A 20,226-nucleotide genomic window follows, 5' to 3' on the forward strand; every position below is an offset into this window, starting at 1 on the left:
GTATGACCACTTCTTTGCAACCTGCTTATGCTCTAGTCCCGGGTGCGAACCTCGAGGCCTATGTGCACACGGTCAACAGCATTCCCTTGCTGACGCCCGAGCAGGAGCGTGAACTGGCTGAGAGTCTCTACTATGAGCAGGATCTGGACGCGGCCCGTCAAATGGTCCTCGCCCACCTGCGATTCGTCGTGCACATCGCGCGCAGTTATTCGGGTTACGGTCTGGCTCAGGCCGATCTGATCCAGGAAGGTAACGTCGGTCTGATGAAGGCCGTGAAGCGTTTCAACCCGGAAATGGGCGTGCGTCTGGTGTCTTTTGCTGTGCACTGGATCAAGGCCGAAATTCACGAGTTCATCCTGCGTAACTGGCGCATCGTCAAGGTCGCCACGACCAAGGCGCAACGTAAGCTGTTCTTCAACCTGCGCAGCCAGAAAAAGCGTCTGGCCTGGCTGAACAATGATGAAGTGCATCGTGTCGCAGAAAGCCTGGGCGTCGAGCCGCGTGAAGTGCGTGAGATGGAAAGCCGTCTGACGGGCCACGACATGGCCTTCGACCCGGCAGCCGAAGCGGACGACGACAGCGCCTTTCAGTCGCCGGCCAACTACCTGGAAGACCACCGCTACGACCCGGCGCGTCAACTGGAAGACTCCGATTGGACCGACAACTCCACCGCCAATCTGCATCAGGCGCTGGACGTGCTGGACGAACGCAGCCGTGACATCCTCTACCAGCGCTGGCTGGCAGAAGAAAAAGCCACGCTGCACGACCTGGCGCAGAAGTACAACGTCTCCGCCGAGCGTATTCGTCAGCTGGAAAAAAGCGCGATGAACAAGCTCAAGACGTCGATAGCTGCGTAAGGCTACCCGGCAACGAAAAACGCCCCGAGATGATCGGGGCGTTTTTGTTTCTGGTGACAGCTACCGGGTCGATGCTGTGCGTTTGCGCTCCCATGCCCAAACGTAGGAGATTCTATGGTTTTGGGAAAGCCCTCAAGCCACTTTTGTTTGATATTCGCTCTGGTTCTTTAACAGAGCGAAGACTACTCGAGCCAACTTTCGGGAGAGCATGACCAGCGCTTGAGTTGTACTAAAGCCACGCTTTCTCTGCTCTTCATAAAAAGGCTTCCAGGCCGGCGTACGGCTCCCGGACATAGCCGCGTTGTGCAGCAACCGTCGGGCTTCTGGATCGCCGCGTTTGGTCAATCGACGAGGTCCATCACTTTGCCCTGATTTGGATACTTTCAGGTCCAGCCCAAGAAACGCGATAAAGGCGTTCGCTCCGCTGAACTCGCCTCGCTGAAAAGAAGTGACCAAACGAGCTGCAGTCAGAAAGCCGATCCCTTCTACTTTCATACAGCGGTTGACCTGCCTCATCAGACCGGCTTCCTGCAGTACATCGCGAATCTTCTTTTCAACGAGCGCCTCAAATCGTTTCATCGAGTTGACCTGATTGGCGAACGCTGTTCTCAGAAAAGGCTCGTTGGTCCAGCTTTGCACCAGGCCAGTACGAGCCTGAACCAAGGCTGCACGACGTCGGAACAGGCTCAGAAGCTGCCGATAAAGCGGGCTCGCAGGTATCCAGGGCCGCAACTCATCAAGCTCGTTTTTCAGGTATCGGGCCAACAAACGAGCATCTTGGGCATCGGTTTTGGCGCGTATGTTGACGCCTTTACGGTAATGACTGAGCTGATAGCCATCCACCATATAAACGTCACAGCCTGCTTCGTGGGCCGCATCCGCGAACAGGACGTGATAGACGTTAGTGGCTTCGATGGCGATGGCGCAGCTGCTCGCCAAGGCCTTCAGCCATTGTGTGATGGCGACTTTGGTATTGGGGATTGCCTCAAGTCGATCATATTGATCGTGGTAGATCACCAGCTCATTCTTGGCGACATCTACACCGATGATCGGTTTTTCCAGAGTAACCCGCATTGCCATAACGCCTCCTCGGGGATAAGGTTTACAGACTTGAAGGGGCCACCCAGAGGCGCAGGCTTGTTTCTATCGTAGGTTGTGAGCCTTAAGCATTCTTTATCGGCGCTTGGGTGAAAGGAGGAGGGGTGAAATCTCCTACGGGTCTGTACTGCGCGAACAGTCAGAAGCGAACTAAGTCCCTCCTCCTCCCTTCAAGTCTTACCATACAAGCGAACTTGTTCGCGAAAGGACCCGTACAGTCGCAGAAGATTTGGCGTTGAAAACAAAGCCTTCGCGAACAAGTTCGCTCCTACAAAGGCCCGTTCTCATGCTCGAACGTAGGTAGCGAGAGGCCATTGAAACCGAGCGCAAACATCACCAGCGACGGCTGCTATTCAGCCCCTGCAAATACTCATCCCCACCCAGCTGACGCATCTGCTGACGAATCCAGCCTGCGCGGCGAGAGACGTAGCTACTCGGGTGGCTGGCGCTCCACTGGCGCGGGTTGGGCAGGACGGCGGCGAGGTAGCTGGCCTGCTGCGCCGACAGCGCGCTGGCGTTGGTGCGGAAGTGGTGTTGCGCCGCGGCCTGGGCGCCGAATACACCTTCGTCCCACTCGACACTGTTGAGGTACACCTCAAGGATGCGCTCCTTGGACCAGAGCAGCTCGATCAGCAGGGTGAACCATGCTTCGAGCCCCTTGCGCAGGTAGCTGCGGCCGGACCACAGGAACAGGTTTTTCGACACCTGCTGGCTGAGGGTGCTGGCGCCGCGTATCGAGCCGCCACGCTCGTTATGCAGAATGGCCGCTTGAATCGCGTCGACGTCGAAACCCCAGTGCTCGGCGAATTTCTGGTCTTCGCCGGCAATGACTGCGATTTTCAGGTTGTCGGAGATTTTGTCCAACGGTTCCCAGTCGCGTTGCAGGTCGATAGGCTCGCCGTCGAACCAGGATTCGACTTTGCGCTCGACCATCAGCGCGGTGCCCGGTGGCGGCACCCAGCGCAAAACCAGGACCACGAGAACACTGCCTGCGGCGAACCACAGCAGGGCTTTGAAGAGGCGACGAAGAATAGACTGCAGCATAGAGATGGCTTGGCCGAACCCGTTGAGCGGGCCATTATACAGACCGTGCGCCGTCCGACGATTTTTCACTGGAGTTCCTGATGCTTCGTAGCTTTTTGATGCTGGCCGCTTTCTTCGGCTTCACCGGTGTGGCCCTGGGCGCATTTGCCGCCCACGGCCTCAAGGAACGCCTGAGTGCCGAGTACCTGGCGGTGTTCCACACCGGTGTGCTTTATCAACTGATTCACGCGCTGGCCCTGCTCGGCGTGGCGATCCTGGCAACGCAGATCCCCGGACGCCTGATAACCTGGGCCGGATTCTCCTTCGCGGTCGGTATTTTGCTGTTTTCCGGCAGCCTCTACGCCTTGACCCTTACCGGGTTCAGCAAGCTGGGCATCATCACGCCGTTCGGTGGTCTGGCATTTCTGTTCGGCTGGTCGATGCTGGGTCTGGCGGCCTGGAGGCTGGGTTCGCCTCCTTGAGTGTCTGCTCCTCGCAAAGCAGGCGCGCTTGAGACGAATGGCGTGGCTTTGCCTTGGTCATACCGGCTGATCGGGCTAGAATGCTGGCCCCCCAAAAATGATGGCTGCTCTCGCATGCACATTCAGTTGAACGGCGAACCCCATGAATTGCCCGATGGCGAAACCGTCGCGGCATTGCTGACCCGTCTGGACCTTGCAGGGCGCCGGGTCGCGGTGGAACTGAACCTGGATATCGTGCCGCGCAGTCAGCATGCGACGACCGTCTTGAGCGAAGGCGATCAGGTCGAAGTGGTTCATGCCATTGGCGGTGGCTAGTTCGCAATCCGCACTGCGCCCAACCCAATCTGCACGTTATGAGGATTTCCGATGAGCAATGTTCGCAGCGACAAGCCCTTCGTCCTGGCCGGTCGGACTTTCGAGTCGCGCCTGCTGGTAGGCACCGGCAAGTACATCGATATGGAACAGACCCGTCTGGCCATCGAAGCCTCGGGCGCCGAGATCGTGACCGTTGCCGTGCGCCGCACCAACCTGGGCCAGAACCCCGGCGAGCCGAACCTGCTGGACGTGCTGCCGCCTGATCGCTACACCATATTGCCGAACACCGCTGGCTGCTTCGATGCGACCGAGGCCGTACGCACTTGCCGCCTGTCCCGCGAATTGCTCGACGGGCGCAATCTGGTCAAGCTCGAAGTGCTGGCCGATCAGAAGACCCTGTTTCCGAATGTGATCGAAACCCTCAAGGCCGCCGAGATCCTGGTCAAGGACGGCTTCGACGTAATGGTCTACACCAGTGACGACCCGATCATCGCACGCCAGCTGGCCGAAATCGGCTGTATCGCGATCATGCCGCTGGCCGGCCTGATTGGCAGCGGTCTGGGGATCTGCAACCCGTACAACCTGCAGATCATTCTTGAAGAAACCAAAGTGCCGGTGCTGGTCGATGCCGGTGTCGGTACCGCCTCCGATGCCACCATCGCGATGGAACTGGGCTGTGAAGCCGTATTGATGAACTCGGCCATCGCCCACGCCCAGCAGCCGGTGATGATGGCTGAAGCCATGAAGCACGCCGTAATTGCCGGCCGTCTGGCCTACCTCGCCGGGCGCATGCCACGAAAACTCTATGCCAGCGCGTCTTCGCCGCTGGATGGCCTGATCAAGTAAGAGCCCGTTGATGACTGATTCGCACGTTCCGCACCCAGAGTCGCCTGCTGTCGAAGCAGGCGAAGAGCGCCCGCACCGCCGCATCAAGAGTTTCGTGATGCGAGCTGGCCGTATGACCGAAGGTCAGCAGCGCGGCCTCGATCAAGGCCTTCCGTTGTACGGTTTGTCGCTGACCGACACGCCGGTGGATTTCGATCAGGTGTTCGGTCGCGTTGCGCCGCGTACGTTGGAAATCGGCTTCGGCATGGGCCACTCGCTGCTGGAAATGGCCGCTGCGGCCCCCGAACACGACTTCATCGGTGTCGAGGTGCATTCTCCAGGCGTAGGCGCGCTGCTTAACGGCGTCCTGACCCAGGGGCTGACCAATGTGCGCGTCTACGATTGCGACGCCATCGAAGTGCTGAACCGCTGCGTCGCGGATAACAGCCTGGATCGCCTGATGCTGTTCTTCCCGGACCCGTGGCACAAGAGTCGTCACCACAAGCGCCGCATCGTGCAGCCTGAATTCGCCGCACTGGTGCGCAGCAAACTGAAGGTCGGCGGGGTGTTCCACATGGCCACCGATTGGGGCCCTTACGCGGAATACATGCTGGAAGTGATGAGCGTGGCGCCCGGTTATCGCAACCAGGCCGAAGACAACCAGTACGTCCCGCGCCCTGCGGAACGGCCGATCACCAAGTTCGAGCGCCGTGGCGAGAAGCTCGGGCACGGCGTTTGGGATCTAAAGTTCGAGAAAGTCGACTGACCGCGCTTGCGGGTTGCTGACAACCCGCAATGTTGTGTCGCTTACTGAATCTCGTCCGGCTTGACGATCACCCAGTTCTTGTCCGCCGTGACCGGCAGCTTCTCTTTTGCCTGAGCTGCGGCATTGTCCTTGATCATGCCGTTCAGCTGGGTCATGTACTTGTCCTTGCGGTTGATCCACAAGTGCACGCCGCCCTTGCTCACATCGACGCTGTGAAACAGCATGTAGCCGTCGCTGGTCGGGGTATCGCCGCCGACCAGGACCGGTTTTTTCCACTGATCGATGTAGGTCAGAATGGCCGCCTGCTTGCCCGCCATCCAGGTTGCCGGCGTCCACAGGTATGGCGTCAGCTCCAGACCCATGTTGCTTTTCGGATCGTATTTGCCCGCCGTGATCTGCTTGCGTGCGGTGGTCAGTTCGCCTGTCTTGCGGTCCTTGAGCAGCGTGCTTACGCCGATCACATTCTGTGGTTTGACGTTGTAGCCGTACTTCGGATCGGCAGCGACCATGCGTACCAGCTCTTCGGACGCCGCGGTCATCACATACACCTCGATGCCGTTTTCCATCAGCTTGTTGTACAGCTCGGTCTGCCCGGTGAATACCCGCGGCGGTTCGACATTGAGCTGCTTGACGGTGTCGCCTTCGTAGTAGGTCGCAGGGATCGGCTTTTTCAGGGCCATCAGCTCATCGACGTAGCCCTTGAGCTCCTGAAGCGTAAAGCCGGAAAACACCTGCGCGACCCACGGGTAGCAGACCATGTCGTCTATTTCGCAAAGACGATAGTAGTAACTGAACAGGCTTTCCTTGTGCTCGGCGGTGTCTTTGAAGGGGATCAGCTTCAGCGAGGGATCGAGTGTTTCGCGGGTGATCAGGCCTTTGTTTTCCATGAACGGCAGCAGCGCCTCTTCGAGGTCGAAGCGGTAGCTGGTGTTGTCCATGTCGAAGACGGCGTAATTGCCCTTGTTGGCATTCGCCGCAATCATCGCGTCGAGCGCCTTGGCGGCAGGCTCGGGCCAATGCTTCAGTTCGGTGGCCGCGATAGCCTGGCTGGCAAGCCCGAAGCAGACGGCCGCGGCCAACAGTTTTGGCACGAGTTTCATAGGCGATTTCCCCTTGTCGAAAAAACGAAGGGGCAGACCGTAACAAATTATTGTGAAGGCAAAAGTACGTCAGCGACCCGAAAAAGGCCAAATGACGCCGTTTGCCCCTTTATTTGCGACAGTGAAACCAAAAACGACACTTTTGTTGCAGTTTTTCGTCAGCGGCCGCAATTGCTCCAGAAATTGCTGATCAGACGCGTTCCCACACTTCGAAGTTGTAAGCCGGTTTGTCATCGACGGCGGCGTTTTCGGCGTTGGATACCAGCGCCCACTGCGTCGTGTCGAATTCCGGAAACCACGCGTCGCCATCAGGGCTCAGCGCCACGCGAGTCAGGTACAGGCGATCTGCCTGAGGGAGGCCCTGGGCGTAAAGCTGCGCGCCGCCGATCAGCATCACCTCGTCGACACCCTGTTCCTGCGCCCACTGCTCGGCCCGCACGACGGCGGCGTCCAGTGAAGCGAAGACTTCTGCGCCTTCAAGCTGCAGGTCGGTCTGGCGGCTGACCACCAGATTGAGGCGGCCGGGCAGCGGGCGGCCCAACGAATCCCAGGTCTTGCGACCCATGATGATCGGCTTGCCGAGTGTCGTTGCCTTGAAATATTTGAAATCCCCCGGCAAATGCCAGGGCATGGAATTGTCGACGCCAATCACTCGGTTTTCACCGAGGGCGGCAATCAGGCTGAGGGGCAGATGAGTTTTCATGTCGCGAGGATATCAGAGGTCGCAGGGCAGGCGAATGAACTGACATGCGCCGTGCTCAGTCCCATGACTGCGGTTATGCTCACCGCTGAATTCAATCAAGAGACACTGTGTGACTGCACTGACCCCCCTCGATACCCTTTGGCTGACCGAAGCCGTACGCCTGCGCGAACAACAGGCTGGCGTGTTGGAAGATCAGGAAGCCAATCGCCGTGCCCGCGCTGCCGGAGGCGACCTGACGGCGCGCATTACCCACCGAGCCCTCGGCCTGGCGCAGCGCGACGGCATGCTTGGCGCACTGCACCACTGGAAGCAGGGCGCGCGGCTGGCGTTGATTGCGCTGGCGGTGCTCTCGGTCATCAGTGGCGCGGGCCTGGCGTTCGCCGCAATGGGCGACGGGCAGGCACCGGTCAATGTGTTCTGGGCGCTGGGCAGCCTGCTGGGGCTGAACCTTGTGCTTTTGCTGACCTGGGCGCTAGGCCTGATCTTCGCCGGGCGCAGTAATAGCGGGCTGGGTCGAGTGTGGCTGTGGCTGAGTGAAAAGCTCGCCCGTGACGCCCAGGCCGCGCAGCTCGCCCCGGCGCTGGTTTTGCTGCTGCAACGCCAGCGCCTGAATCGCTGGGCGCTCGGTTTGGTGGTTCACAGCCTGTGGCTGCTGGCGTTACTCACTGCGCTGGTGCTGTTGTTGATGCTGATGGCGACCCGACGCTACGGGTTTGTCTGGGAAACCACCATTCTGAGCAGCGACACGTTCGTCAGCCTTACCCAGACGCTCAGTACGATCCCGGCGTGGCTGGGGTTCAGCGTGCCGGACGAAACCATGATTCGTGCCAGCGGCAATGGCGCGTTGAGTATCGAGAATGCGCGTCAGGCCTGGGCGGCCTGGCTGGTCGGTGTTCTGCTGGTGTACGGCATCGTGCCGCGGCTGTTGCTGGCCGGGTTCTGCCTGTGGCGCTGGAAGCAGGGCAGGGCAGCGCTACGCCTCGATCTGGATTTACCCGAATACCTTGAATTGCGTGAGCGCCTGATGCCCAGCAGCGAGCGCCTGGGTGTCAACGATGCCGAGCCTGCTGCGCTGCATCAGGTGCAGTCCGGCCTGGGGGCTGTTGAAAGCAATGGCGCCTTGTTAGTGGCCATCGAGCTGGATGATCAGCAGGTCTGGCCGCCAGCGCTGCCGTCGGGTGTGGCCGATGCAGGCATTCTCGACAGCCGTGAGTCGCGCCACAAACTGCTGGAGCAACTGACCCAGTATCCGCCTGCGCGCATGGTGATCGCCTGCGACCCGCGCCGCTCGCCGGACCGTGGCAGTCTGGCGTTGATCGCCGAACTGGCACGCTGCGCCGGTGCAGCGCGCATCTGGCTGCTGCCCGCGCCTGCCGGGCAGAGGCTTGACCCTGAGCGTCTCGGTGACTGGCACCTCGCGCTGGATCAATTGCAGTTGCCGCACGCCGACAGTGCGTCCTTGAACTGGCTGGAGACAGGCCATGACTGAAGCAGACAGCACTCGTGCGATCAGGCTGGCGGTGGTCGGTCATACCAACGTCGGCAAGACCTCGCTGCTGCGTACCCTGACGGGTGATGTCAGTTTCGGCGAAGTTTCCCATCGTCCCAGCACGACGCGTCATGTCGAGGGAGCGCGCCTTTCTGTGGACGGCGAGGCGCTGGTCGAGCTGTACGACACGCCTGGCCTGGAAGACGCTATCGCGCTGCTCGATTATCTGGAGCGTCTGGACCGTCCCGGCGAGCGTCTGGACGGACCAGCGCGACTGACGCGTTTTCTGGAGGGCAGCGAGGCACGCCAGCGTTTTGAGCAGGAGGCCAAGGTCATGCGCCAGTTGCTCGACTCGGACGCCGGTCTTTATGTGATCGATGCGCGTGAGCCGGTGCTGGCCAAATACCGTGACGAACTGGCGGTTTTGGCAAGCTGCGGCAAGCCACTGCTGCCGGTGCTGAATTTCGTCAGTGCGCAGCAGCATCGCGAGCCGGAGTGGCGCGAAGCGCTTTCACGGTTGGGCCTGCATGCGCTCGTGCGTTTCGACAGCGTGGCGCCCCCGGAAGACGGCGGCCGCCGTCTGTATGAAAGCCTGGCACTGTTGCTGGAAAGCGCGCGGCCGCGGCTCGAGCGGCTGATTGACGATCAGGAAAAACAGCGCACAGCCAAACGCCACAGCGCCGCTCGCCTGATCGCCGAACTGCTGATTGATTGCGCAGCTTGCCGGCGCAGTGTCGAAACCACCGTCGACCAAGAGCAGCAGGCGGTGGAAGCGCTGCGCAAGGCAGTTCGCCAGCGCGAACAGCAGTGTGTCGAGGCGCTGCTCAAGCTGTATGCGTTTCGCAAGGATGATGTATCCAGCGGCGATTTGCCGTTGATGGACGGCCGTTGGGGCGATGACCTTTTCAACCCGGAAACCCTGAAGTTGATGGGCGTGCGCGTTGGCGGCGGTGTAGCGGCTGGTGCGGCGGCCGGAGCAGGTGTCGACCTGATGGTTGGCGGCGTGACGCTGGGTGCGGCGGCGCTGGTCGGGGCGATTGCCGGTGGTGCGTTATCCACAGCGCGCAGCTACGGAGGCCGGTTGCTCGGCAAGCTCAAGGGGCGCAGAGAACTGACCGTCGACGATGCGGTACTGCGCCTGCTCGCCCTGCGTCAGCGCCACTTGCTGCTGGCGCTGGGTGTCAGGGGCCACGCTGCCCTGCACAGCATCGAACTGACCACACCGCAGGACAAGACCTGGCGCAAAGGCAAAATCCCCGAACCCCTGTCACGCGCCCGCGCCCACCCGCAGTGGTCGACACTCAACCCGCAGCCCAAACCGAATCAGGCTGAGCGGCAGGAAGCGATTGATGAGCTGGCGGCTGTGGTTTTGCAGGATTGAACTGTTCCGGCGCTGAAGACCGGACGCAGAGCGTCCAGAACGGCATGCGACGCGCAGCGTCGCACGATAGTTGAAGAGCACGATAGTTGAGGTCATCGCTCCTCACGCTCCAGCGTGGCAATGCCTGTCGTGACGCTCCGCGTCACACATATGCGCCTTGACGCATCCTCCAGCACACCCGCATTCAGGCGCTTTTCAACGTGTCGCTTGCCGCTAAAACTGGGCACGGATTTTTTATTGATTGATCGTTCAATAAAAAATCTTTAGACTGGTCTCGTCTTTTCGTTACAACGATCACTGCAGACACCCGGGAGAATCGCGCCAATGCCCAAGGTCGGAATGCAACCCATCCGCCGCCAACAGTTGATCCAGGCCACGCTGACTGCGGTCGATCAGGTCGGTATGGGCGATGCCAGCATTGCGCTGATCGCGCGACTGGCAGGCGTATCAAACGGCATCATCAGTCATTATTTTCAGGACAAGAACGGCCTGATCGCCGCCACGATGCGGCATCTGATGAACGCCTTGATCCAGAACGTCCGCGAACGCCGTCAGGCGCTGACCGAAGACAGCCCCAGGGCTCACCTGCAAGTGATCATCGAAGGCAACTTCGACGCCAGTCAGGTCAGCGGCCCGGCCATGAAAACCTGGCTGGCCTTCTGGGCGACCAGCATGCATCACCCTTCGCTGCACCGATTGCAGCGTATCAACGACCACCGTTTGTATTCGAACCTGTGCTGTCAGTTCCGCCGCACCTTGCCACTGGAACAGGCACGCAGCGCCGCCCGCGGGCTGGCAGCCCTGATAGACGGGTTGTGGCTGAGAGGCGCGCTGTCAGGCGATGCATTCGACACCGAGCAAGCGCAACGGATCGCTTACGAGTACATGGACTTTCAATTGGCGAAATCGGCGAGCTGACGCTTTCGAAGCGCCTCACCGAACGACTGTATAAGCCCGTGCCGAACCACCCCGGCACACTGAAAACAGTCATCGTCCCCCACTGAATTTGCGAGGACTTTATGGCCCGTTTTGAACTGCAGAAACTCTACATCGATGGCGGTTATGTCGATGCCAGCAACCCTGAAACTTTCGACGCCATCAATCCGGCGAACGGCGAAGTCCTGGCGCAGATCCAGCGTGCAGGCAAGGACGATGTCGAGCGCGCCGTCGTCGCGGCCGAAAAGGGTCAGAAAATCTGGGCCGCCATGACGGCGGTCGAGCGTTCGCGCATCCTGCGCCGTGCCGTCGACATCCTGCGTGAGCGCAACGATGAACTGGCTGCTCTGGAAACGCTGGACACCGGCAAGGCCATCTCCGAAACCCGCTACGTGGATATCGTGACCGGCGCCGACGTGCTGGAATATTACGCAGGTCTGGTGCCCGCCATCGAAGGCGAGCAGATCCCGCTGCGCGATTCTTCCTTCGTGTACACCCGTCGCGAGCCGCTGGGTGTGGTAGCCGGTATCGGCGCCTGGAACTACCCGATCCAGATCGCACTGTGGAAATCCGCCCCGGCACTGGCGGCGGGCAATGCGATGATCTTCAAGCCGAGTGAAGTCACTTCGCTGACGACCCTGAAGCTGGCAGAAATCTACACCGAAGCAGGCGTACCGAACGGCGTATTCAACGTGCTGACCGGCAGCGGCCGTGAAGTCGGCACCTGGATCACCGAGCACCCGCGCATCGAGAAAGTCTCATTCACTGGCGGCACCGACACCGGCAAGAAAGTCATGGCCAGCGCCTCGAGCTCGTCGCTCAAGGAAGTGACCATGGAGCTGGGCGGCAAGTCACCGCTGATCGTGTTTGATGACGCCGATCTGGACCGCGCCGCTGACATCGCGATGATGGCCAACTTCTACAGTTCCGGCCAGGTCTGCACCAACGGCACCCGCGTGTTCGTGCCGAACGCCCTGAAGGCCGAGTTCGAAGCGAAGATCCTCGAGCGTGTGAAGCGCATCCGCGCCGGCAACCCGGAAGACGAAAACATCAATTTCGGCCCGCTGGTCAGCTTCGAGCACATGGAAAGCGTGCTGGGCTATATCGCCAAGGGCAAAGAGCAGGGCGCACGTCTGTTGTGCGGCGGCGATCGCCTGACTGGCGGTGTGTTCGACAAGGGCGCGTTCGTTGCCCCGACCGTGTTCACCGACTGCACCGACGAGATGACCATCGTGCGTGAAGAAATCTTCGGCCCGGTGATGAGCATCCTCGGTTACGACACCGAAGATGAAGTGGTGCGCCGCGCCAACGACACCGACTTCGGCCTGGCCGCTGGCATCGTGACCCGCGACCTGAACCGCGCCCACCGCGTGATTCATCTGCTGGAAGCCGGTATCTGCTGGATCAACGCCTGGGGCGAGTCGGCGGCACAAATGCCGGTCGGCGGTTACAAGCAGTCGGGCGTTGGTCGTGAGAACGGCATCAGCTCGCTGGCCCAGTACACGCGCATCAAGTCGGTACAGATCGAGCTGGGCGATTACGCCTCGGTTTTCTAAACACGTTTTCAGTGGCACGCGGCAGGCCTCAAGCAGACGCACTCAAAAGCTGCCTGCCGCACCCCATTTTCACGAGTATCGCCTGGCTGCTTCTGCTTGCGGCCAAGGCTTGAAACTCGCAGCTCTATGAGGGAGCCTCTATGACAACTCAATCCGAATACGACTACATCATCATTGGTGCCGGCTCGGCCGGTAACACCCTGGCAGCCCGTCTCACCGAAGACGCAGGCGTCACTGTTCTGCTGCTCGAAGCCGGTGGCCCGGACTACCGTCTGGATTTCCGTACCCAGATGCCTGCCGCCTTGGCATTCCCGCTGCAGGGCCGTCGCTACAACTGGGCCTACGAGACCGAGCCAGAGCCGCACATGAACAACCGCCGGATGGAATGCGGTCGTGGTAAAGGCCTGGGCGGCTCATCGCTGATCAACGGCATGTGCTATATCCGCGGCAACGCGATGGACTACGACGGCTGGGCCAAGGAGCCGGGTCTCGAAGACTGGAGCTACCTCGATTGCCTGCCGTACTTCCGCAAGGCGGAAACCCGCGACATCGGCCCGAATGACTACCACGGTGGTGAAGGTCCGGTCAGCGTGGCCACACCCAAGGCGGGCAACAATCCGCTGTTCCACGCGATGGTCGAGGCCGGCGTACAAGCCGGTTTCCCGCGCACTGACGACCTCAACGGTTACCAGCAGGAAGGTTTTGGTCCAATGGACCGCACCGTGACGCCTAATGGCCGTCGCGCCAGTACCGCCCGTGGTTATCTGGACGAGGCCAAGAAGCGCTCGACCCTGACCATCGTCACTCACGCGCTGACCGATCGTATTCTGTTCGAAGGCAAGCGTGCCGTAGGCGTTGCCTATCTGGTGGGCGACAGCGACACCCGCATCCAGGCCCGTGCCCGCAAGGAAGTGCTGCTGTGCGGCGGCGCGATCGCTTCGCCACAGATTCTCCAGCGGTCCGGCGTCGGCCCGGCCGAAGTGCTGAACAAGCTGGATATTCCGGTGGTTCATGACCTGCCGGGCGTTGGCCAGAACCTTCAGGATCACCTGGAGATGTACTTGCAGTACGCCTGCACCCAGCCAGTGTCGCTGTATCCTTCGCTGAAGTGGTGGAACCAGCCTGCTATCGGTGCCGAGTGGATGTTCCTCGGTACAGGTATCGGTGCGAGCAACCAGTTTGAAGCCGGTGGTTTCATTCGCTCCAGTGAAGCGTTCGAATGGCCGAACATTCAGTACCACTTCCTGCCGGTCGCGATTAACTACAACGGCACCAAGGGCGTTCAGGAACACGGTTTCCAGGCTCACGTCGGCTCCATGCGTTCGCCGAGCCGTGGCCGCGTGCAGGTCAAATCCAAAGACCCGCGCGAGTACCCGAGCATCCTGTTCAACTACATGGCCAGCGAGCAGGACTGGCAGGAGTTCCGTGACGGCATCCGCCTGACTCGCGAGATCATGCAGCAACCGGCACTGGACCCGTACCGTGGCCGCGAAATCAGCCCCGGCATCGACGTGCAGTCCGACGAGGCGCTGGATCAGTTCGTGCGTGAGCATGCCGAAACGGCTTATCACCCGTCCTGCTCGTGCAAGATGGGCACCGACGAGATGGCGGTTGTCGATGGACAGGGTCGCGTGCATGGCCTGCAAAGCCTGCGTGTGGTCGATGCCTCGATCATGCCGATCATCACCACCGGTAACCTGAATGCACCGACGATCATGATCGCCGAGAAAATCGCCGACAAGATTCGTGGTCGCCAGCCTTTGCCACGCAGCACGGCCGACTACTTCGTCGCAGGCGACAAGCCGGCACGCGGCAAGCCGCTGCGCGAGATCAGCCACCAGGGTTGATCCGACGACCAGGCGTCCTCCCGGGACGCCTTTGGTTGTGCATGCTCCAGCGTGGAATGTATTTCACACTGGAGCATTGGCACGATAGTTACGAGATTCTCGTTCCTCACGCTCCAGCAATGCATTTTCCTACGCTCCGCGTCGCAATGGGCGCGGAGCATAGTTACGAGCGCCGACTCGATTCAGACCCTCCTCCCGACAGACGCGAATTGCCACTACCCCTCCGCTCTGCCACAATCGCGAATGATTCTCTTTAGTTAGAACTTTCTCATCGAGGCCATTCGTGTCGTCAGTCCCAAGCACTCATAGCGAGATCGTTGGTGCGCTGTATCGCGATCATCGCGGCTGGCTGCTGGCCTGGCTCAGACGCAATGTCGCCTGCCCGCAACGTGCTCAGGATTTGAGTCAGGACACGTTCTTGCGTTTGCTGGGGCGCCATGAATTGCTTGCGCCCAGAGAGCCGCGTGCTTTCCTGGCAACCGTCGCCAAAGGGTTGATGTTCGATCACTTCAGGCGCGCTGCGCTGGAGCAGGTCTATCTCGGGGAATTGATGCTGGTGCCTGAGGCCGAGCAGCCCTCTCCGGAAAAGCAGATGCTTATTCTGGAAGACCTCAAGGCCATCGACCGCATGCTCGGCACGCTGTCCAGCAAGGCGCGGGCGGCCTTTCTGTACAGTCGCCTCGACGGCATGAGTCACGCCGAGATTGCCGAGAAGCTGGGCGTTTCGGTCTCGCGCGTCAGGCAGTACCTGGCTCAGGCCATGCGGCAGTGCTACGTGGCGCTCTACGGTGAGCCGACGTGAACACCAGACCGGTCTCTGCCCGTGTGCTCGATGCGGCCATCGAGTGGCAGTTGAACATGGACAGCAACGGCGGCAATGACGCCGAGCTGGCGCGCTGGCTGGCCGCCGACGAAGAGCATGCCCGGGCCTGGAGCCAGTTGGGCATGGTCAATCAGCGCTTTGCTTTGCCCGCAGGTCCGGCACGCAAGGCGTTGCAACAGTCACCGGGTGCCCTGCGACACAGTTTGCGCAAGCTCGGTGGCGGTCTGGCCGGAGTGTTCATGGCCTTGGGCCTGGCATTGTTCGTCGGCGACCGCTATCTACCGATAGATTACTGGCTTGCCGACCAGCGCACGGCCACCGGTGAACAGCGCGACGTGCGTCTGGCGGACAACACCCTGATTCGTCTGAACACCCACAGCGCAATCGATGTGCGCTTCGATGCGCAGCAACGCCGGGTCATTCTGCAGGACGGTGAAATACTGGTGCAGACCGGCGATCATGACGACCCGCGGCCCTTCATCGTCGAGACGGCGGATGGAAAGATGCGCGCCCTGGGAACGCGTTTTCTGGTTCGGCGCGAGTCCGATGGAACCCTGCTCAGCGTGTTGCAATCGGCGGTTGTCGCCCACCCGCGCAATGCTCCCGGCGAACAGGTTCTGCGCGAAGGCCAACAGGTGCTGCTGAGCCGCAACGGACTTGGCCCGTTGCTTGGCATGCCTTCCGGCGCCGATGCCTGGACGCGCGGCATGCTGGTGGTGGACAACGCGCGGCTGGCGGATATGCTCGCTGAACTGGGGCGCTACCGGACAGGACATCTGGGCGTCGATCCGAAGGTGGCTGATCTGCGGGTGACCGGCACCTTCCCGTTGAATGACACAGACCTGGCGCTCAAGGCGCTGCTGCCGACCTTGCCTGTGCAGATAGAACAACACACAGCGTGGTGGGTGTCCGTGCTGTCCAGGGATCAACAGCCCGGTAATCCTCCGGCAAAACTCTGAAACATACCCATTCATGCAGACAGCGTATCGCCCTGACACTTTTTCGGTTTCGAGCGGCTTAGTCTTACAAGTCATTTCGGGGACGCGCTCAGCGCTGCGTCCCTTCGTCTGTGGATAAACCATGAAAAGCCAAACCGTGCGCCGCTGGTCCATCGTGCATACCTGGAGCAGTCTGATTTGCACCCTGTTCCTGTTGATGCTGGCTGTCACCGGCCTGCCGCTGATCTTTCATCATGAAATCGATCATCTGCTCGGCGACGCTCCGCATTACAAACAGATGCCTGCCGATACGCCACGCCTGGACCTGGAGCAACTGGCCAGGGCTGCTGAAGCGCATCGCCCTGGAGAGGTGATGCAGTACTTCGGCTGGGACGACGAAGACCCCAATGGCGTAATGGCAATCACCGCTGCAACCGCCGGCACCGAGCCCAACTCCTCGCACACCTTCGCCCTCGATGCGCGCACCGGTGAGGCACTGGAGATGCCTTCTGCCAACGGCGGCTTCATGATGGTCATGCTGCGCCTGCATGTAGACCTGTACGCCAACCTGCCCGGCAAACTGTTGCTGGCGTTCATGGGCTTGCTGTTTGTGGTGGCGATCGTTTCCGGGACCGTGTTGTATGCGCCGTTCATGCGCAAGCTGGAGTTCGGCCAGGTGCGGGTCAATAAATCCAGGCGTACGCGTTGGCTGGATCTGCACAACCTGATCGGCGTAGTGACACTGACCTGGGCGCTGGTGGTCGGCGTGACCGGGGTGATCAGCGCCTGTGCCGATCTGCTGATTGCCTCTTGGCGCAATGACGCGCTGGCCACCATGATCGCTCCTTACAAGGACGCGCCGCCATTGAGCCAGCGCGCCCCGGCGACACGATTGCTGGAGATTGCCGAATCCGCTGCGCCCGGCATGCAGGCCGATTTCATTGCCTTCCCCGGCACGCGCTTCTCCAGCGAGCATCATTACGCGGTGTTCCTCAAAGGCAATACGCACCTGACTGCGCACCTCGCCACCCCGGTGCTGATCGACGCCCGGACCCTGCAAGTCACCGCCGTGGTCGAACGTCCCTGGTACATGGACGCACTGGGCATGTCGCAACCTCTGCATTTCGGTGATTACGGCGGCATGCCGATGAAGATTCTCTGGGCAGTGCTGGACGTGCTGACCATCATCGTGCTCGGCAGCGGCGTTTATCTGTGGTGGGTAAGGCGTCGTGCCGCGCGCTCGGTGAGCACTGTTCAGGCTCAGGTGGCGCAATGAGCTCCAGGCCATCGCGATTCTGGAAGACCTTTGCGATACCCACCGTGATAGCGCTGCTTATCGGCGTCGGCTTGTTCGCCGCGCTGCTGGGTGACGGCTGGTGGGATACGCTGGCGTGGCTGGGCATGGGGACGGCAGCCCTGTTGAGTATCAAGGGCTTGCTGGTGCGGCGGGGCTGATTGAAACGCTGATTGCAGACGCGTCACAGGCTGACTAGTCTAGGATCCTGTCTCATTCGAGGAATACCCATGTCAGCGCCCACGATGACGTTGTACTTCAACGCGGCTTCACCCTTCGCCCGCAAGGTGATGGTGATGCTGCATGAAACGGCTCAGCTCGATCGCGTCGAGTTGCAGACCACAGTACTGACACCGGTCAGCCCGTCTGCCGAGCTCAACGAAGACAACCCGGCCGGCAAGCTTCCCGCGTTAAGGCTGGCCGACGGTAATGTCATTCATGACAGCCGTGTGATTCTTGATTATCTCGACCATCAGCACGTGGGCCTGCCACTGATCCCCCGGGAAGGCTCGGCCCGCTGGAGGCGCCTGACCCTGGCTTCGCTGGCCGATGCGTTGCTGGATGCGGCGGTGCTGATCCGCTACGAAACCGCCTTGCGTCCGCAGGAAAAACACTGGGACCAGTGGCTGGACAACCAGCAGCAGAAGATTGAACGCTCGCTGCATTACTTCGATAGCGACGCGATCACCGAGCTCAGCACGTCCTTCGATGTCGCATCGATCAGCGTCGCCGTTGCACTTGGATATCTGGATTTCCGTCAGCCGGATCTCAACTGGCGCAGTACTTATCCGCGACTGTCCGCCTGGTACCTGGACGTCAGTCAACGGCCATCGATGATCGCGACCCAGCCGCCGGTTTGAGTCAATCTGCGCCGCGCCCTATGTTCAGGATAGGACGCAGAGCGTCCTGAACGGCATACCCACGCGGAGCATGGGCACGATGGTGTTCTTACGGTCACCTATCGTTCCTCACTCCAGCGTGGGAATGCCGTGGGTGACGCTCTGCGTCACAGATCTGCGCTGCGCCGGCGTGGAGCGTCACACGATACTGGGGACTATGAACAATCTCAGCAATCAGGCTCGTCAGCGGTGTAGCGACGGGCCGGATTGACCGCGGCGTCGAATTCACGCAGTGCCTTGGCACCGATCAACAGCGGGAAGTTGAAGTGGCTGCGGTCCACCAGATTGACCTCGACCGTACGCTTCTTGTCGCCCAGGCACAGTTCCAGATCAACGACAGGACGCTTGGCAGGGTTGATGCCTTCGTCATCATCGTCATCACCTTCGGCGCGTCCCTTGATCTTGCTGATCCGCGAGACCTTGTGCTCATACACCTTGTCGTCCGCACCCTTGGTTGCCAGGCGGAAACGTACCCAGTCATCACCATCGCGCTTGAACAACTCGATGTCCTTTGCCGACAGCGAGGCGGTCAGTGCGCCGGTGTCCATCTTGGCCTTGAAGGTCTGGCCTATTTCCGCAACCTTGATGTTCTCGTAGCGACCATACAACGTCGGTTCAGCAGCCATGACCGGCAGGGCCAGCAAAGACAATAGCGCCAGGATCGGTTTCACGTGAGAGGTTCCTCGCAATAGTCAGCGCCTGATTGGCGCCCGGGTTTAGACAGCGAACCTGCGGTAGGTTCGTCAGGATAAATATGACGTCAGCATAAAGGCCGAGACGTGAAACATTTGTAAGCACCTGTGTAATTGGCGTAAAACGCGAGGATCTTTATTATTGCCGCCCCTGAACCTTCAAGAGTCCGTTATGCGCCGTCTGCTCACCGGCTGTTTTGTTGCCTTGCTGTTACTGATCAATACGCTGGTGCTGATCGGTCCGCTATTGGTTTTTGCGCTGCTCAAGCTGCTGTTCAGAGGCCGGATGCGCGATCGCTGTTCGGCTGCGGTCATGTGGATCGCCGAAACCTGGGCCGAGATCGACAAGGTCATCTTCGCCACCTGCATACCGACGCAGTGGGACATTCGTGGCGATGAAGGGCTGCGTGGTGACACCTCCTACCTGGTCATCAGCAATCATCAGTCGTGGGTGGATATTCCCGCGCTGGTCCAGGCACTCAACCGGCGCACACCGTTCTTCAAGTTTTTCCTGAAAAAAGAACTGATCTGGGTACCGTTGCTGGGCCTCGCGTGGTGGGGGCTGGACTACCCGTTCATGAAGCGCTACAGCAAGGCGCTCCTGGCGAAGCATCCGCAGCTCAAGGGCAAGGACCTGGAAATCACCAAGGCCGCCTGTGAGCTGTTCAAGCGCCAGCCGGTGACCATCGTCAATTACCTGGAAGGCACGCGCTTCACCGCAGCCAAACATGCGGCGCAGGGCTCGCCGTATACCCATCTGCTCAAACCCAAGGCCGGCGGCGTTGCCTTCGTGCTGGCGGCAATGGGCGAGCAACTCGATGCCATCCTGGACGTCACGGTCGTGTATCCCGAATCAGGCATTCCCGGTTTCTGGGACATGCTCTGCGGCCGGGTTTCCAACGTGATCGTCGACATCCGGACCCGCGAGCTGGACCCGGCGCTGTGGCAGGGCGATTACGAAAACGACCCTGTGTTTCGCGAGAAAGTGCAGGGTTGGGTCAATCAGCTCTGGGTCGAGAAAGATGCGCGCATTGCGGCGTTGCGGCTGGAGTTGCCCGGGCACTGACAGTTCTGACAGATAGACGAGGCGAACTGGCGGATGAGACTGGCCTTTAATATTGCCGGAATCCGCTCTCATGTCATCGCCCGACGTTTCGCTGATCGGCTCATACCGTTACGACGCACTGGACCGACTGGCAAGC

21 protein-coding genes are annotated in these 20,226 nt (G+C 60.4%); 16 read left to right on the forward strand and 5 right to left on the reverse strand.

Annotated elements, in window-relative coordinates:
- Positions 1–2: 2 nt before the first annotated feature.
- Complete coding sequence (gene rpoH, locus JOE34_RS08150) at positions 3–857, forward strand: RNA polymerase sigma factor RpoH (protein WP_002555629.1); 855 nt, start codon at positions 3–5, stop codon at positions 855–857.
- A gap of 132 nt (positions 858–989) precedes the next feature.
- Here rpoH and JOE34_RS08155 read toward each other — a convergent pair whose 3' ends face one another.
- Together JOE34_RS08155 and mtgA are read right to left on the reverse strand one after the other, a co-directional pair.
- The gene (locus JOE34_RS08155; RefSeq protein WP_209995143.1) at positions 990–1,937 is read right to left on the reverse strand and encodes an IS110 family transposase; all 948 of its coding nucleotides are present in this window, start codon (positions 1,935–1,937) and stop codon (positions 990–992) included.
- 351 nt (positions 1,938–2,288) lie between these two features.
- On the reverse strand, positions 2,289–2,999 hold the full coding sequence (gene mtgA, locus JOE34_RS08160; RefSeq protein ID WP_010407207.1) for a monofunctional biosynthetic peptidoglycan transglycosylase: 711 nt from the start codon (positions 2,997–2,999) through the stop codon (positions 2,289–2,291).
- Positions 3,000–3,079: 80 nt separating this feature from the next.
- Here mtgA and JOE34_RS08165 point away from each other — a divergent pair, with 80 nt between their 5' ends.
- From JOE34_RS08165 to trmB, 4 genes are all read left to right on the forward strand, one after another.
- On the forward strand, positions 3,080–3,460 hold the full coding sequence (locus JOE34_RS08165) for a DUF423 domain-containing protein (RefSeq protein WP_010407204.1): 381 nt from the start codon (positions 3,080–3,082) through the stop codon (positions 3,458–3,460).
- 114 nt (positions 3,461–3,574) lie between these two features.
- The gene (gene thiS, locus JOE34_RS08170) at positions 3,575–3,775 is read left to right on the forward strand and encodes a sulfur carrier protein ThiS (RefSeq protein WP_003341343.1); all 201 of its coding nucleotides are present in this window, start codon (positions 3,575–3,577) and stop codon (positions 3,773–3,775) included.
- 51 nt (positions 3,776–3,826) lie between these two features.
- Positions 3,827–4,621: a thiazole synthase gene (locus JOE34_RS08175; RefSeq protein WP_003304387.1), complete on the forward strand. Its 795-nt coding sequence runs from the start codon at positions 3,827–3,829 to the stop codon at positions 4,619–4,621.
- 97 nt (positions 4,622–4,718) lie between these two features.
- Complete coding sequence (gene trmB, locus JOE34_RS08180) at positions 4,719–5,366, forward strand: tRNA (guanosine(46)-N7)-methyltransferase TrmB (RefSeq protein ID WP_213589853.1); 648 nt, start codon at positions 4,719–4,721, stop codon at positions 5,364–5,366.
- A 41-nt stretch (positions 5,367–5,407) separates the two neighbouring features.
- On the opposite strand, the gene JOE34_RS08185 is transcribed toward trmB, so the two are convergent.
- Positions 5,408–6,466 carry a hypothetical protein gene (locus tag JOE34_RS08185; protein WP_010407183.1) on the reverse strand — a complete coding sequence of 353 codons (1,059 nt, stop codon included), beginning with the start codon at positions 6,464–6,466 and terminating at the stop codon, positions 5,408–5,410.
- Positions 6,467–6,656: 190 nt separating this feature from the next.
- Positions 6,657–7,169, reverse strand: coding sequence for a dihydrofolate reductase (locus tag JOE34_RS08190; RefSeq protein ID WP_003393634.1), 513 nt, complete (start codon positions 7,167–7,169; stop codon positions 6,657–6,659).
- A gap of 109 nt (positions 7,170–7,278) precedes the next feature.
- Between JOE34_RS08190 and JOE34_RS08195 the strand changes: the two genes are divergently transcribed.
- The 10 genes from JOE34_RS08195 (at position 7,279) to JOE34_RS08240 (ending at position 18,293) form a co-directional block, all read left to right on the forward strand.
- Positions 7,279–8,658, forward strand: a complete 1,380-nt coding sequence (locus JOE34_RS08195) for a DUF2868 domain-containing protein (RefSeq protein WP_046265635.1) — start codon at positions 7,279–7,281, stop codon at positions 8,656–8,658.
- A complete protein-coding gene (locus JOE34_RS08200; protein ID WP_046265636.1) occupies positions 8,651–10,039 on the forward strand; it encodes a GTPase/DUF3482 domain-containing protein in 1,389 nt (462 codons plus the stop codon). Before JOE34_RS08195 ends, JOE34_RS08200 begins: the two co-directional genes overlap by 8 nt.
- 324 nt (positions 10,040–10,363) lie before the next feature.
- Positions 10,364–10,957 (forward strand): transcriptional regulator BetI, encoded by a 594-nt coding sequence (gene betI, locus JOE34_RS08205; RefSeq protein ID WP_002555619.1) that lies wholly within the window; start codon positions 10,364–10,366, stop codon positions 10,955–10,957.
- A 101-nt stretch (positions 10,958–11,058) separates the two neighbouring features.
- Positions 11,059–12,531: a betaine-aldehyde dehydrogenase gene (gene betB, locus JOE34_RS08210; RefSeq protein WP_003393629.1), complete on the forward strand. Its 1,473-nt coding sequence runs from the start codon at positions 11,059–11,061 to the stop codon at positions 12,529–12,531.
- Positions 12,532–12,671: 140 nt separating this feature from the next.
- A complete protein-coding gene (gene betA, locus JOE34_RS08215) occupies positions 12,672–14,378 on the forward strand; it encodes a choline dehydrogenase (protein ID WP_046265637.1) in 1,707 nt (568 codons plus the stop codon).
- A 283-nt stretch (positions 14,379–14,661) separates the two neighbouring features.
- On the forward strand, positions 14,662–15,180 hold the full coding sequence (locus JOE34_RS08220; RefSeq protein WP_046265638.1) for an RNA polymerase sigma factor: 519 nt from the start codon (positions 14,662–14,664) through the stop codon (positions 15,178–15,180).
- A complete protein-coding gene (locus JOE34_RS08225; protein WP_024664139.1) occupies positions 15,177–16,160 on the forward strand; it encodes a FecR family protein in 984 nt (327 codons plus the stop codon). Before JOE34_RS08220 ends, JOE34_RS08225 begins: the two co-directional genes overlap by 4 nt.
- Before the next feature lie 121 nt (positions 16,161–16,281).
- On the forward strand, positions 16,282–17,415 hold the full coding sequence (locus tag JOE34_RS08230; protein WP_046265639.1) for a PepSY-associated TM helix domain-containing protein: 1,134 nt from the start codon (positions 16,282–16,284) through the stop codon (positions 17,413–17,415).
- A complete protein-coding gene (locus JOE34_RS08235) occupies positions 17,412–17,594 on the forward strand; it encodes a hypothetical protein (protein WP_003316145.1) in 183 nt (60 codons plus the stop codon). Before JOE34_RS08230 ends, JOE34_RS08235 begins: the two co-directional genes overlap by 4 nt.
- 69 nt (positions 17,595–17,663) lie before the next feature.
- Positions 17,664–18,293, forward strand: coding sequence for a glutathione S-transferase family protein (locus tag JOE34_RS08240; RefSeq protein WP_024664141.1), 630 nt, complete (start codon positions 17,664–17,666; stop codon positions 18,291–18,293).
- A 206-nt stretch (positions 18,294–18,499) separates the two neighbouring features.
- On the opposite strand, the gene JOE34_RS08245 is transcribed toward JOE34_RS08240, so the two are convergent.
- On the reverse strand, positions 18,500–19,003 hold the full coding sequence (locus tag JOE34_RS08245) for an ATP-dependent zinc protease (RefSeq protein ID WP_003393621.1): 504 nt from the start codon (positions 19,001–19,003) through the stop codon (positions 18,500–18,502).
- A gap of 193 nt (positions 19,004–19,196) precedes the next feature.
- On the opposite strand from JOE34_RS08245, the gene JOE34_RS08250 reads away from it, so the two are divergent.
- Positions 19,197–20,090: an acyltransferase gene (locus tag JOE34_RS08250; RefSeq protein WP_046265640.1), complete on the forward strand. Its 894-nt coding sequence runs from the start codon at positions 19,197–19,199 to the stop codon at positions 20,088–20,090.
- Positions 20,091–20,226 lie beyond the last annotated feature (136 nt).

It is taken from the genome of Pseudomonas sp. PvP028 (genome assembly GCF_017832255.1).
GTDB classification, from domain to species: Bacteria; Pseudomonadota; Gammaproteobacteria; order Pseudomonadales; family Pseudomonadaceae; genus Aquipseudomonas; species Aquipseudomonas syringae.

What these genes read in the sequence shown, in the direction of transcription:
- JOE34_RS08190 (WP_003393634.1), bottom strand. Translation starts at nt 7,169, where the DNA reads ATGAAAACTCATCTGCCCCTCAGCCTGATTGCCGCCCTCGGTGAAAAC.
- JOE34_RS08230 (WP_046265639.1), top strand. Translation starts at nt 16,282, where the DNA reads ATGAAAAGCCAAACCGTGCGCCGCTGGTCCATCGTGCATACCTGGAGC.
- betI (WP_002555619.1), top strand. Translation starts at nt 10,364, where the DNA reads ATGCCCAAGGTCGGAATGCAACCCATCCGCCGCCAACAGTTGATCCAG.
- JOE34_RS08200 (WP_046265636.1), top strand. Translation starts at nt 8,651, where the DNA reads ATGACTGAAGCAGACAGCACTCGTGCGATCAGGCTGGCGGTGGTCGGT.
- thiS (WP_003341343.1), top strand. Translation starts at nt 3,575, where the DNA reads ATGCACATTCAGTTGAACGGCGAACCCCATGAATTGCCCGATGGCGAA.
- trmB (WP_213589853.1), top strand. Translation starts at nt 4,719, where the DNA reads ATGCGAGCTGGCCGTATGACCGAAGGTCAGCAGCGCGGCCTCGATCAA.
- JOE34_RS08240 (WP_024664141.1), top strand. Translation starts at nt 17,664, where the DNA reads ATGTCAGCGCCCACGATGACGTTGTACTTCAACGCGGCTTCACCCTTC.
- JOE34_RS08165 (WP_010407204.1), top strand. Translation starts at nt 3,080, where the DNA reads ATGCTTCGTAGCTTTTTGATGCTGGCCGCTTTCTTCGGCTTCACCGGT.
- betA (WP_046265637.1), top strand. Translation starts at nt 12,672, where the DNA reads ATGACAACTCAATCCGAATACGACTACATCATCATTGGTGCCGGCTCG.
- rpoH (WP_002555629.1), top strand. Translation starts at nt 3, where the DNA reads ATGACCACTTCTTTGCAACCTGCTTATGCTCTAGTCCCGGGTGCGAAC.
- betB (WP_003393629.1), top strand. Translation starts at nt 11,059, where the DNA reads ATGGCCCGTTTTGAACTGCAGAAACTCTACATCGATGGCGGTTATGTC.
- JOE34_RS08250 (WP_046265640.1), top strand. Translation starts at nt 19,197, where the DNA reads ATGCGCCGTCTGCTCACCGGCTGTTTTGTTGCCTTGCTGTTACTGATC.
- JOE34_RS08175 (WP_003304387.1), top strand. Translation starts at nt 3,827, where the DNA reads ATGAGCAATGTTCGCAGCGACAAGCCCTTCGTCCTGGCCGGTCGGACT.
- JOE34_RS08235 (WP_003316145.1), top strand. Translation starts at nt 17,412, where the DNA reads ATGAGCTCCAGGCCATCGCGATTCTGGAAGACCTTTGCGATACCCACC.
- JOE34_RS08185 (WP_010407183.1), bottom strand. Translation starts at nt 6,466, where the DNA reads ATGAAACTCGTGCCAAAACTGTTGGCCGCGGCCGTCTGCTTCGGGCTT.
- JOE34_RS08155 (WP_209995143.1), bottom strand. Translation starts at nt 1,937, where the DNA reads ATGGCAATGCGGGTTACTCTGGAAAAACCGATCATCGGTGTAGATGTC.
- mtgA (WP_010407207.1), bottom strand. Translation starts at nt 2,999, where the DNA reads ATGCTGCAGTCTATTCTTCGTCGCCTCTTCAAAGCCCTGCTGTGGTTC.